Origin of the sequence: Halobaculum halobium (assembly GCF_030127145.1) — an archaeon.
GTDB lineage: Archaea > Halobacteriota > Halobacteria > Halobacteriales > Haloferacaceae > Halobaculum > Halobaculum halobium.
This window is the reverse complement of sequence record NZ_CP126158.1, coordinates 126857-139421: the sequence shown is the minus strand read 5'-3', so window position 1 is coordinate 139421 and position 12565 is coordinate 126857. Positions and strand designations below refer to the sequence as shown.

Annotated in this window: 13 protein-coding genes; 3 read left to right on the top strand and 10 right to left on the bottom strand. The window is 66.8% G+C overall.

Annotated elements, in window-relative coordinates; all coding sequences use genetic code 11:
* Window positions 1–22: 22 nt before the first annotated feature.
* The 3 genes from ddfA to P0Y41_RS00780 form a co-directional block, all read right to left on the bottom strand.
* Window positions 23–307 (bottom strand): DdfA family disk-determining factor, encoded by a 285-nt coding sequence (gene ddfA / locus P0Y41_RS00785; protein WP_284062119.1) that lies wholly within the window; start codon window positions 305–307, stop codon window positions 23–25.
* 168 nt (window positions 308–475) lie between these two features.
* Window positions 476–640: a HalOD1 output domain-containing protein gene (locus P0Y41_RS17965; RefSeq protein WP_432764895.1), complete on the bottom strand. Its 165-nt coding sequence runs from the start codon at window positions 638–640 to the stop codon at window positions 476–478.
* A gap of 167 nt (window positions 641–807) precedes the next feature.
* A complete protein-coding gene (locus tag P0Y41_RS00780) occupies window positions 808–1617 on the bottom strand; it encodes a TrmB family transcriptional regulator (RefSeq protein ID WP_284062118.1) in 810 nt (269 codons plus the stop codon).
* A 389-nt stretch (window positions 1618–2006) separates the two neighbouring features.
* On the opposite strand from P0Y41_RS00780, the gene P0Y41_RS00775 reads away from it, so the two are divergent.
* Entirely contained in the window at window positions 2007–2813 is an 807-nt protein-coding gene (locus tag P0Y41_RS00775; RefSeq protein WP_284062117.1) for a TrmB family transcriptional regulator, read from the top strand.
* 341 nt (window positions 2814–3154) lie between these two features.
* Here P0Y41_RS00775 and P0Y41_RS17960 read toward each other — a convergent pair whose 3' ends face one another.
* Window positions 3155–3484 (bottom strand): DUF7344 domain-containing protein, encoded by a 330-nt coding sequence (locus tag P0Y41_RS17960; RefSeq protein WP_432764882.1) that lies wholly within the window; start codon window positions 3482–3484, stop codon window positions 3155–3157.
* Window positions 3485–3642: 158 nt separating this feature from the next.
* Window positions 3643–4113: a YbaK/EbsC family protein gene (locus tag P0Y41_RS00765; protein ID WP_284062115.1), complete on the bottom strand. Its 471-nt coding sequence runs from the start codon at window positions 4111–4113 to the stop codon at window positions 3643–3645.
* A gap of 311 nt (window positions 4114–4424) precedes the next feature.
* Between P0Y41_RS00765 and metG the strand changes: the two genes are divergently transcribed.
* On the top strand, window positions 4425–6539 hold the full coding sequence (metG, locus tag P0Y41_RS00760; protein ID WP_284062114.1) for a methionine--tRNA ligase: 2115 nt from the start codon (window positions 4425–4427) through the stop codon (window positions 6537–6539).
* Between the two features lie 191 nt (window positions 6540–6730).
* Here the strand turns inward: metG and P0Y41_RS00755 are convergent, their stop codons facing one another.
* Window positions 6731–7618 carry a VOC family protein gene (locus P0Y41_RS00755; protein WP_284062113.1) on the bottom strand — a complete coding sequence of 296 codons (888 nt, stop codon included), beginning with the start codon at window positions 7616–7618 and terminating at the stop codon, window positions 6731–6733.
* A 96-nt stretch (window positions 7619–7714) separates the two neighbouring features.
* The gene (locus tag P0Y41_RS00750; protein ID WP_284063434.1) at window positions 7715–8836 is read right to left on the bottom strand and encodes an MFS transporter; all 1122 of its coding nucleotides are present in this window, start codon (window positions 8834–8836) and stop codon (window positions 7715–7717) included.
* 187 nt (window positions 8837–9023) lie between these two features.
* Here P0Y41_RS00750 and P0Y41_RS00745 point away from each other — a divergent pair, with 187 nt between their 5' ends.
* A complete protein-coding gene (locus P0Y41_RS00745) occupies window positions 9024–9194 on the top strand; it encodes an HVO_0758 family zinc finger protein (protein WP_284062112.1) in 171 nt (56 codons plus the stop codon).
* 91 nt (window positions 9195–9285) lie between these two features.
* Here the strand turns inward: P0Y41_RS00745 and P0Y41_RS00740 are convergent, their stop codons facing one another.
* The 3 genes from P0Y41_RS00740 to P0Y41_RS00730 form a co-directional block, all read right to left on the bottom strand.
* Window positions 9286–10386, bottom strand: coding sequence for an aldo/keto reductase (locus tag P0Y41_RS00740; RefSeq protein WP_284062111.1), 1101 nt, complete (start codon window positions 10384–10386; stop codon window positions 9286–9288).
* A 68-nt stretch (window positions 10387–10454) separates the two neighbouring features.
* Window positions 10455–11621: a DHH family phosphoesterase gene (locus P0Y41_RS00735; protein ID WP_284062110.1), complete on the bottom strand. Its 1167-nt coding sequence runs from the start codon at window positions 11619–11621 to the stop codon at window positions 10455–10457.
* A 41-nt stretch (window positions 11622–11662) separates the two neighbouring features.
* Window positions 11663–12553 carry an SDR family oxidoreductase gene (locus P0Y41_RS00730; RefSeq protein WP_284062109.1) on the bottom strand — a complete coding sequence of 297 codons (891 nt, stop codon included), beginning with the start codon at window positions 12551–12553 and terminating at the stop codon, window positions 11663–11665.
* Window positions 12554–12565: the final 12 nt, after the last annotated feature.

The following is a 12565-nucleotide window of genomic DNA, read 5'->3' as shown; positions in this document are numbered from 1 at the left end:
GAGTCAGCCGTCGGTCAAGCCGCTACTGCTCCCCGTCTGTTATCCGTTCGACGACCGACCGCCCGCTCGCGTGGACCGTGACGGTACACCCGTGATACCTGAACGAGACGTGACCGCCACCCGATCGACCGCCGGTCCGCCCCTCGCTCGCGAACAGATTGTTCAGCGCGTCGGGGTCGATCGCCTCGTGTAGCGGCGGAAGTTGGTGCGCACTACACTCTGTCGCCGCGGCGACGGATTCGATCACCACGTGCGATAGCTGCTGTCTCTCGTCGGTGTCGGCCCGACTGGCTGGCTTGTCGATCATTCGAACTGGACTCCCACCTCACTGAACGGCTGTCTCTGTCATAGTTCAACTCCCTACAGTTCGAGGGTGGTCCCGCACGCACGGGTCCCGGTTTGATCCGAACGATCGTACCCAAAGAGCGCGAATACCCTCTCGCCAGCGGGGACGAGACCACCGTGGACGAGTGTGTTACCGGTCGGAATCGGCCGTGCGAACAGTGATCCCACCGGTACCACGAACTGTGATATTGTGTTCTGCGAAGTCAAACGAGACATCCACAGTGTCGATTGCCCTTGACGCGCCGGTCGACTGAACGAGCGCAGCTACCGCGTCAGGATCGACGGACTCGGACAGCGGTTGGAGCGTTGACGGCTACGATCGACGACTCTCGAAACTGTCTCGACGATCGCCACCGAGGGAGCTGTCGACGCCCAATCGTAATGGGCACGGACAGTCCCGTTCGGTAGATCAGTCATACGACCCCGCTCAAGCGACGGCTAGCACTAAGTACCCTGTCATGATCACTCCGCTGCGTCCTCGGCGTTCTGCAACCGCCACGTGAAGATCGCTCTCAGCACGACGACGAGGCTGTTGGTCTCGCCTGCGCCCCAGATCGCCGTTTCCGCTCGTTCACCCGCCTCTCCGCTGGTAGAATCGGGAACGAGGACGCTCACAAGCGTTTGCGCGTCGTCGACCATCAGGAGTCGACCGGCGGGCGTGTCAGACCAGACCCACAGCGATTCAAAGATGTCTGCGCCTGGAATCTCGTCTCGGATCCGGTCTCGGACGTCCGCGGAAACGCCGCCGAGGCTGATCGTCACGCCCCGCTCGGCGGCGGCGCAGAGCGCGTCGATGATCTCCTCGGTGAGGAGTTCCTCGACGGTCATGTAGACGATTTTGTCGTCTGCCCCGCTCACGAACTCCAACACGCGGTCAGTGACCGCAGTCTGCCCATCGACCGTCCAGACGCCCCGCTGTTCTTCGCTCCGCGGGGCCGGGTTGAGTCGATCCAGTGAAGTCCGGAGAACCGACGTCCGGTACTCCATCTCGCGTTCGAACTTCCGGCTCGTCGTGTCGGCCGAGATCGCCCAGAACTCCTTGGGTGAAGACTGCTGAACGTCGACCAATCCTCGCGCGTGTAATTCGTCGATCGCGTCGTACACGCGAGTTCGGGGGACCTCCGAGACCTGACTCACCTCTTTGGCGGTGCCAGTGCCGAGGCTCACGAGCGCCACGAACGTCCGCGCGGCGTAGGCACTCAACCCGAACTCTTCGAGCTGCTCGATCGCCGCCCCACGGGGATCGTCAACGGGGTCCGGGTCGGTATCCATAATCCAAGTGTCCGTGTTGTGAACCCCAGCCACGGGATGTGGCCGGGTCCGGTACGCATCGGGTTGTGGTTGGGACACAAGTTCCGAGCCGCGTACCGGAGTGAGGAGTAGGACACCGCCGCCGATAATAGTTTTGTGATTAACAGGGTGAAAATCGTGATCGAGAGCATAACCGCTCCAGAGCTAGTAGATCGGATCCCATAGCGTTGTGATTCTCAGAGTTACACACTCTCTCGTAAACGTACGACAGAATCCGAATCGAGAGACCGTCGACGCGTTGGGGTCTCGTCTTCGATTCGACGTTCCGTTCAGTAGTGACAACGCCTATCTGCCCGGCGAAACGAGTTTCTCCGAGTTCCCGGATTCGGCCGGGTTGTGAGTTGGGACACATGAGCACAGATGACACAGTAGACGAAGCGGTCGAGGTACTCCAGCAACTCGGCCTAAAGGAGTACGAAGCCAAGTGCTTCGTCGGGCTATCGCGCCTCTCGACGGGCACGGCGAAACACCTCAGCGAAATAACAGACGTTCCCCGGACGCGCGTCTACGACGCGGTTCGCGTCTTGGAGGCCCAGGGGCTCGTCGAGGTCCAGCACTCGAGTCCACAGCGGTTCCGGGCCGTGCCGCTGGCAGAAGCGACCGAAACGCTCCGGGAACAGTACGAGGCCCGCGTCGACCGCCTCTCAGCGGCGCTTGCAGACGCCGAGCGCGTCGACGCCGAACAAGAGTCGCCGGTTCAAGAAGTCTGGACCATGTCGGGAACAGATGCGATCGCAAATCGGTCGTACGCGCTCCTCACGGACGCCGCCGAGGAGGTGGTATTCGTCATCGGCGACGGCACGATGTTGACCGACGAACTAATCGAGAGCCTCAACGCGCTCGACAGCAGCGTTGACCTGCTTATCGGTGCAGTCACAGAGGAACTCGAAGCGCAGATCCAAGAAGCCATTCCGAGAGCGACGACGTTCCTGTCGGGTCTCGGCTGGCTTCGCACCGAGGTCGGCGCGGATGACGATCTCGCTATCGGACGGCTCCTTCTCGTCGATCGGTCGACGATCCTCGTCAGTACGCTCGTGCCGGGCACGCACGAAGAACAGGCCGTCTTCGGCGGCGGGTTCCGAAATGGCCTTATTGTGATTGCGCGTCGGTTGCTCTCACAGGGGCTCATTCCGAAACGCGACCCACAAACGGACTAGAACCGGATCTCAGCCGAGAACAGAGACCTGTCTCGGCCCCGCAGTGCGCTCGAAAGGAGGTCCAGCGGTGCCTTCGAACGGGGTCGTTGTCGGCCGAGCGGTCTGGAACTCGCTCGGACCCGAGCGTCGACCGACTGATTCAACGACGAATCCCGCCGTTCACGGCGGTATCCCGAACGGAGCTCTCGGTCGCACAGCAGATCGCGTCCCGTTCTGGAGGCGGTGCGAATCCGATACCTGCAGAACAACCGCACACGCCGCCCAGCTCGGCGCCTCCAACCCTTCTCGCGTGAACGGACCAGCCGCTTCCACAGTACGCACGCGGACAGGCCCTTCGGCGTTCACACCCATCCGTGAGGGAGCTGATCCCGATTGTCGTCGAGGAGTTTGAGGATGGGACGGATCTCGTCGAACTGAGGGCCAGTGGTCACAGAACGCTGGTCTCGGTCGGCGTCAACGAACCCCAGATCCTCCAGTTTCGGGAGATGGACGTGGTGCAGAGACAGTCGCAGAGTTTCGTCAGCGGCGGTCGAATCGAGCCGGTCGAGCGCGACAGTTGGATCTCCGTCAGAAGTGCTATTCAGCAGCGCGAGAAGCAGCCGACGGCGTTCGACGTGTCCCACGGCATCGAGGTACGCTTCAAAAGAGACCGCCGTATCTTGCGTGCTCATGCGTACGTAGACGACAGTACCACGAATAAATTGTTCAGACTCTCACACGATTTATTTTTTGATTATTCGAGTGACGTCGTTCGGCCGGCTGAGGACACCGGGAGATGCGCCGTGCCCGGCTTCGACAGGCAGTTTGGTATCACGGTATAGCATTTATGCTACTCGAAGGCCGTCGTCGTCGTTGGATCAGCGATCTCCCGTAACTCCCCGGGAGTGAGCTCGAACACGGCGTCTGGCGTTCCGGCGGCGGCCCAGATCCGGTCGCGATCGAGAAGCGATTCGTCGAGATACGTCGCCACCGGCGACTCGTGTCCAAACGGGGGAACGCCGCCGATGCTCCAGCCGGTGGCGGCCTTCACTTCGTCGGGGTTCCCCGTTCGGACGGACTCGGCGCCGAGTTCGGCCTCGAGCGCGTTGGTGTCGACGCGGTTGTCGCCGGCGGTGAGCACGACGATCACCTCGCCGTCGGCGACGAGGACGATGCTCTTGACGATCTGCCGGACCGAGCAACCGACCGCGTCGGCGGCGTCAGCGGCGGTTTTCGTCCCGGCTGGGAACTCCTCGATGTCGGCCTCGAAGTCGAACTTCTCGGAGACTCGTTCAGCAAACCGCGACGCGCTGTCGTGCATATGACGACCGACCCCGTCGATGCCAAAGTAGCTACGGGACTCGACACCGACCCACACGACTGTCAGCGGGACGTCGATACCCTCCAGCAGGTTCCGTGATGCTCCCAGCCGCCCCGATGCGCAGACGCAGGTTCTCCACCTCCGGGTGGAGCGTTCGCGGCCGCTAGGGCGTGTAGCGGGTCGCGACGGCGGCGACGTGGGTTTCGCCGATCCGTCGGACGCGCTCGCAGAGCCGATCGGCGACGCTCAGGGCCGAGAGACTGTTCGCCCGTTTCGGCGGGCTTTAGGCCCGCATCCACGAGACGGTATTCATGAGCAGCAAGGACACCCACACGCGCGATCCGTTCCCCGCGGACGCGCCGGCGGTGGTCACCTGCGGGTTGCCGTACGCCAACGGCGACCTCCACATCGGCCACCTCCGGACGTACGTCGGCGGCGACGTGTACGCGCGAGCGCTGGAATCGCTCGGCCAACAGACCGCGTTCGTCTGCGGGTCGGACATGCACGGCACCCCCGTGGCGGTCAACGCCGAGCAGGAGGGCACGTCGCCCGAAGAGTTCGCGCTCGCGTGGCACGAGCAGTACGAGGAGACGTTCCCGCGGTTCGACGTCGACTTCGACAACTACGGCCACACCCACGACGCGACGAACACCGAAACGACCCAGGAGTTCGTTCGTACGCTGGAGGAGAACGGTCACGTCTACGAGAAGGAGATCAAAGTCGCGTACGACCCCGAGGCCGACCAGTCGCTGCCGGACCGGTACGTCGAGGGAACCTGCCCGTACTGCGGGGAACTGGCCCGCGGCGACGAGTGCGACGAGGGCTGCGGGCGCCACCTCGAGCCCGGTGAGATCGAAGATCCGCGCTCGACAGTCACCGGAAACCCCGCGGAGTACCGCGATCAGACGCACAAGTTCTTCCGCGTCTCCGAGTTCGAAGCGTACCTCTCGGGCTTCCTCGACCGTCTGGAGGGGACCGCGAACGCCCGGAATCAGCCGCGCGGGTGGCTCGAAGACGGCCTGCGCGACTGGTGTATCACCCGCGACATGGACTGGGGGATCGACTACCCCGAGATCGAGGGCGAGGACCCGACGGACCTCGTGTTGTACGTCTGGGTCGACGCGCCCATCGAGTACGTCTCCTCGACGAAACAGTACACCGAGCGCGTCGGCGCCGACGAGTACGACTGGGAGCGCGCGTGGCAAGACGACGGGGAGATCGTCCACGTCATCGGTCGCGACATCATCCAGCACCACACCGTCTTCTGGCCGGCGATGTTGCGCGGCGTCGACTACGCCGAGCCCCGCTCCGTGATGGCGAGCGGGTTCATGACCCTCGACGGCGCCGGCTTCTCCACCTCTCGAAACCGGGCGGTGTGGGCCCGCGAGTACCTCGACGAGGGGTTCCACCCGGACCTCCTGCGCTACTACCTCGCCACCAACGGCGGGTTCCAGCAGGACGTTGACTTCTCGTGGGAGAAGTTCCGCGACCGCGTCAACAACGAACTCGTCGGGACGGTCGGCAACTTCCTGTACCGCTCGCTGCTGTTCGCTCACCGCAACTTCGAGGGGACGCCCGAGGCCGAGGTGAGCGACGAGGTCGAGGCACGCATCGCGGAGGCGATCGACGACCTCGAAGCCGGTGTCAACGACTACTCGGTCCGCGCCGTCGGCAGCGCCACGGTCGACCTCGCTCGCTTCGGCAACGAGTACATCCAGCGCGAGGAACCGTGGAACCTCGTCGGCGAGGACGACGAGGCGGCCGCGCAGGTCATCCGCGACTGCGTCCAGATCGCGAAGGCCGTCGCCGTCCTCTTCGAGCCGATCGCCCCCGGCACGAGCGAGAAGCTGTGGGACCAACTCGCTGAGGAGGGCTCCGTCCACGACGTGACGACGGACGCCGCACTGGAGGCGCCCCCCGCGGACTTCGGCGCGCCCGACGAACTCTACGAGAAGATCGAGGCCGAACGCGTGGAGGAACTCAACGAGAAGCTCGAGTCCCGCGTCGCCGAGGCGGCCGCCGAAGCGGGCGCGGACGCCGAAACCGAAAACGACGAGTCCGAGGGGGACGCCCAGTCGGCCATGAGCGACATCGAACCCGTCGCCGACGACCGCATCAGCTTCGACGAGTTTCAGGACCTCGATCTCCGGGTCGGCGAGATCGTCGATGCCGAGGGAATCGACGGGGCGGACGAACTGGTCAGGCTCACGGTCGACATCGGCGTCGAGGAACGCCAGATCGTCGCCGGACTGAAACAGCTCCACGACGTTTCGTCGCTCCCGGGCACCCGGGTTGTCATCGTCGCGAACCTGGAAAAGGCGGAGCTGTTCGGCGTCGAGTCGAACGGCATGGTGCTCGCGGCGGGCGAGGACGCCGATCTGCTGACGACCCACGGCGACGCGCCGCTCGGGACGAAGATCCGGTGACTCCTCACTGACGCCGCTCCGCCGGTCTTCGCGGCGTCGACCGCGTTCTTCATTGCGCCCGCTTCGTAGCCGCTGCGCCGTTCAGACCCGTCCGCTAGCGCCTCCCGGTTCGCTCCGATATACCGCGTAGCGCGATATCAAATCGGCGTCGGCGTGCGGAAGCGCGACCACTGCGGTACTCCTGAAACAAGTCATCTGGTCGAGAGACGAACGCGGATGCCGTCCGCGTCGAGCGCGACGAGTCCGTCGCCGTCCGACGACACGTCGACGGCGGCGGCGGTGAGCCGCTCGCGAACCGCCGCCAGCGCGGCGTCATCGGGGAGGAGTACCTCGACCTCCGCGAGCCCGGTGCCAGCCACCGCGGCACGGCGACGGTTCCAGGTGTTGAGCCCGACGTGGTGGTGGTAGCCACCGGCGGCGACGAACAGCGCGTCCGTTCCCATGCGCTGGCGAACGTCGAATCCGAGCGCGTCGACGTAGAACGACTCGGCGGCCTCGAGATCGGTCACCTCGAGGTGGACGTGGCCGATCGTGATTCCCGCGGACGCCGCCTCCCCCGCCTCATCTGCGTCGCCGGCTCGGTCGGCCAACAGGGCGTCGACGTCGAGCGGGAGGGTGTCCATCTGTACCTCGCCGTCTTCCTCGGGCCACTCTGATCGCGGGCGATCGCGGTACAACTCGACGCCGTTTCCTTCGGGGTCTCTGAGATACAGCGCCTCGCTGACGCGGTGGTCTGAGGCCCCGGTGAGCCGCGCGCCAGCGTCGCGGGTCCTGGCGAGGGCGTCGCCAAGCGCCGCCCGCGAGGGGAACAGGAACGCGGTGTGAAACAGGCCGGCTGCGTCGGATGGCCGGGGGCCGGCGTCGGCGTCCTCGTTGAGAGCGAGAAGATCGTCGGCCGAGGACGTGTCCTCGGGGACGTCGTCACCGCCTGCGACGCCGAGGACCGCGCGCCCGTCCCGGCGTTCGCGGACGGTGAGGCCGACGACGTCGCGGTAAAACGGGATCACGGCGTCGAGATCGGAGACGGTGAGCGTGACGCGACCGAGTCGCGTTCCCGTGGGCAGCGAGCGCGTTGGCATGGCGAATCCAGTCCGCGAACCGTCAAAGCCGTGGCGACGGAGGCGGTTCGATCCGGCGTCGCCCGCGCGGGGTGGCGTCCGGCCGTGCTCCCGCAGTCACTCCGGGAGCCACGACGCGCGGTGTGCGAGCACCATTCCGACGAGGAGAATCACGAGCCCGGCCGCGGCGGCGCCGAAGACGGCGTCGTAGGCGAAGCCGGCGCCCCGGAGCGTGCCCACGACCGAAGACCCGGTCGCCTGTACGATCATCATCGAGGCCGAGTAGACCGCGTACGCCGACCCCCGAGTCGCGTCGGGCAGCGTGTCGAGGAGGTAGGTGTCCATCGCCGGGAACAGCGAGTGGATGACGTAGCCCGTCACCGCCGACACCGCAAGCAGCGGGACCAGCCCGGAGACCGACACGAGCGCGAACAGACACGCGATGAACGACGCGAGCACAGCCAGCAGGTACGGGACGTGCGGTAGGCGGTCGGCGAGTCGCCCGGAGACGAGGAACGCGGGGACGCCGGCGCCGAAGACGACGGTGAGGGCGTTGCGGGCGACGTTCGGTGCGAGCCCCTTCTCCAGCATGTAGAGCTCGTAGAAGTTGAACACGCCTTGCCAGACGAACCCCGCGACTCCCAGGATGAGCACGCCCGTGAGGATCGTTCGCCACTCGGTCCGTGCGGCCCCGAGCAGGTCGCGGTCCTCTGTGCCGGCCTCGGGGAGGTCGGTGCCGCGGGCGGTGACGAACACCAGCGCCGTCACGAGTGCGGCCGCGACTGCGAGGACGGCGAACACGGCGCGCCAGCCCGCGACTGCCTCGATCCCCAGCCCGAGGGCGACCGTCGCGAACGGAGCGGCCGCGACGGCGGCCAGCTGGCTGGCGGTGCCGTGGACGCCCATCACGCGACCGACCGACTGCGGGAACAGCTCGGAGATGAGAGTGTTGCCGGCGATGAAGTAGACTCCCGAGGCGAGGCCCATCCCCACCGCGGCGATCATCAACACGTCGATTCCGGGCGCCAGCGTCGCGAACGTCGACGCCAACGTAAGCACCACGCCCGCCGCCAAAACGACGTAGTGCCGGGGAACTCTTGTCAGTACCCAGCCCACGGGAAGTCTGGGCGCGGCGCTGCCGACCCACACGAGCGTGACCAGGAGACCCGCGGTCGCCTCGCCGATTCCGAAGGTGTCGATGAACTCCGACAGCAGCGGTGCGAACACGACACGCGCCATATTGACGAGGAACACCGCGCCGCATAACGTTCCGAACAGCCGTCCCCGTGACACGCAGGGCTCTTTCGGGTCTCGGGGCTCAAGCCTTCCGACTCGTCGCCGTCGTGCGCGTGAGTCGCACGCACCGTCCTGCCTCGGCGTCGGACGCAACGCCGTGTTTTTGAGTCCCCCGCGTCAACGGGAACACGTGAAATCTACACGGAAGGGGCTCCGCGAGGGAGAGTTACAGAAGGATAACTACGAGCGGTTGGTGTGTACCGACTGCGGCACGTCGCTCGCGAAAGAGAACCCGCCGGACGAGGTGTTCTCCGTGCGAACCTGCTCGGAGTGCGGCCGCGAGTGGAAAGAGCTGCGCTGACGAGTGACGAGCAGCCGCCTGTACTGACGACCCACACAGCCCCTCCGCGAACCGTTTTCTCCGTCCGTTCGCCGCCTCGACGTCCCTGATATCACTCGAACACGGAGTCGAACGCCGACGCACCCAAGGGGTCGAACGTTCCCGCTGCGACGCTCTCCCGGACGTGCTCGACCCGACTACAGCCCACGAGCGCCGCAGTGACCGCGGGCGCCGAGCGCGCGAAGTTCAACGCCCGCTGGGCCTGCGAATCCCCTGCCAACTGCGACTCGACAGACTCCGGGATCGACCCCGCGTTCGTCAGGTCGCCCTGCCCGAGGCTCGCGGCGGCAAACGCCGACAGACCCTCGCGGTGACAGAACGAAAGCGCACTCACCGGTCCGTCCTCCCCGTCGGCGTCGTGGTTCTTGCGCGTGAACCCGTCGGCCATCCGGACGTTGAACGGGAGCTGAACCGCGCGGAGGCCGTGGTCGTCGAGCCCGACCGCGTCGGCGGCGCCCTCGGCGCGGGCGACCACCTCGCGCAGGTCGAGGAACGCGTCGTGATCCGGCGGCACGCGGAACGCCTCCCACGTGGCCACCCCATATCCGCCGATATCGCCGCCTGCCCGCCGTCGTTCGAGCGCCTCGAACGCGGCGCCGAGTTGCTCGTACACGGCCTCGCGGTCGCGCTCGCCGAGTTGCGTCTCAGGGTTGTGGACGTAGTAGCAGTCAATCGAGTCGACGCCGAGGGCTTCCAGCGACCGATCCAGCATCTGGTCGAGGAACTCGGGCGCGAGACAGTGGCTTCCCCGGGCCAAGTCCGCCGGGGTGATGATCCCCGTGTCGACGAATCGCTCGCGGACGTACCGGCCCGGGTTCTCTGGTCGGTCGCCGTCGAACGGGACGAACCCGGCCTTGCTCGCGACGACGACCCGGTCGCGGTCGACGCTCGCCTCTCGCAACGCCGCCCCCACCACGCGTTCGGAGCGCCCGCACCGGTAGTTGCTCGCGGTGTCGACGAGATTGACGCCGGCCTCCAGCCCGGTGACGAGCGCTTCGCGGTAGCGGTCGTCGACCGCGTCGGTCGGGTCGCCCAGATACGTGCCGAGGCCGACGCTGGAGACGACGCCGGGGCCGAATCGGCGGAAGTAGGTGCGACCGAAGCGATCGCCGAAGCGGTCGCGGTACGCCCACGTTCCGCTGGAGGTTGCCATATCCGCCGGTGCGTGCCGAACGAGAAAAGGGCTGCCGCTGCGGGGCCGAGCCTCGCGGTCGGTTCCGCCTACCGCTCGCCGTCCATCGCGTCGAACAGCCGGTCGAGGAGTTCCTCCCGGCCGAGCACGGGGACCTCCTCGCTGCCGTCGGCGGTGACCTGCGGACCGATCTGCCCGCCGCCCATTCTCGCGTGGCCGCCCGCAGAAGCGTCCTGTACGTCGCCGACGGCGGCGTCGAGCGCCCGCCCCATGTGGACCCGGTCGTCGCGCGAGCGCCCCGAGAGGTGGATCGTCCCGTCTCGCTCGCCGAGGACGACGACCGCCGTCACCCCTTCGAGCCCGACGAGCTCGTCGGCGGCCTGCGGGATGGCGTCGACGTTGGACACCCGCCCCACGTCGCTGACGGCGAAGGAGCCGCGGATCTCGCGACCGGCGATCGCGCGGGCCTTCACGTCCAGCGCCTCCGTGCTGACGGCGGGGTCTGCGATCCGTTCGAGGTTGTCCTCGTCGACGCCGGGCTGGAGGTACGAGGCCGCCGCGAAGTCCTCGGCAGAGGCGCCCCTCGTCAGCCGGTTCGTGTCGGAGATGATACCGTACAACAGTCCGGTCGCCGTCCGCGTCGAGAGGGTCGCCCCGGTCACTTCCGTCTCGTGCGCATCCGGGGGGATCGGGGTCGAGCCGGTGTCGCGGAAGTATTCTGCGAGGACGCTCGCGGACGCGCCGTAGTCGGTCCGAACGTCGGTGTACGCCTCACCGCTCCCCTCGCCCGGGTGGTGGTCGACGACCGCGAACGGGAGGACGCCGTCGGCCCCCGCAAATCCGCGGGGAGTGTTGTGGTCAACGAGGACGACCGCCTCGGCGGCGAGATCCGACACGTGGTCGATCCGATCCAACTCGACGTCGAGTACGGTTCGGAACGCGCGGTTCTCCTGACGGCGCACTTGGCCAGTGTACTGGATGACGGTGTCGGTGTCGACGCTGTCGGCAAGTTCGGCGACGGCGATACCGGCGGCCATCGCGTCGGCGTCCGGGTTGGGGTGCAAGAGCACGCTGACCGACTCTCGGCCGGCCAGCAGCGCGCGAAAGCGCTCGCCGGGTGTCCGTCGGAGTCGCCGGTACAGCGCCAGCGCGGCGACGAGCGCGAGGGCACCGCCCGCGACGGCGACCACCAGCCGCGGGTTGGCGGACAGCGTCTCCCACCCCGACTGGATCGCCTGCGTGCTCACCTGTGCCATAGCTGCGCTATTCGGTCCCATGATATGAAGGTACTAGTCGCTTACTCACCCCGGAACGCGTCGATCGCCGCCCGATATCCGCTCCGATAGGTGGGGTACTTGAATCCGTAGCCGAGCGCTCTGAGACGGTCGTTCGAACAGCGCTTGCTCGTGCGGATCCGCCGCTCGGCGGCCGTCGAGAGATCGCCCGCGGCGATACGTTCCGCTTTCGTACGCTTCTCCGGCCGCTCGACCCCGCATTCGTCGGCCAGCCAGTCGGCGAACGCCCGCTTGTCGACGGGTTCGTCGTCGACGACGAGCACCACTTCGTCGCGCGCACAGTCGCCCGTCAGGAGGAACCGAACCGCGCCCGCGGCGTCGTCGCGGTGGATCATGTTCAGGTAGCCGGCCGTCACGGGTCCGTTTAGATAGCGCTCCAGTCGGTAGCGGTCGGGACCGTACAGCCCAGCGTACCGTGCGACGGTGCCGTCGATGCCGACCTCGGCCGTGCCCTCGAGGGCGACGCGTTCAGCCTCGGCGAGCACGCGCGTCTTGTCCGTGGTCGGGTCCAGCGGCGTCCCCTCGTCGACCCAGTCGCCGTCGTGGTCACCGTACACGCCGGTGCTGGAGGTGTACACGAGCCGACCCGGTCGAGAGTCGCGGGCGCCGTATTCGCGGATCACGTTCCGTAGCCCCTCGACGTACACGCTCCGGGCCGCGTCCGCGCCGCGGCCGCCCGAACTGGCGGCGAACACGACGGCGTCGGTGTCGGGGAGAGCCGAGAGCGAGTCCGTGTCAGTGACGTCGGCGGCGACGGACGCCGCGCCGGTCGCCTCGACGGCGTCCAGTCCCGATCGGGATCGGCGAACGCCGACGACCTCGTGACCGTCCGCGAGAAGTTGGCTGGCGAGTTCGAGTCCGACGTAGCCGCAGCCGATGATCGTGACGTGCATTAGTGGCCCTGG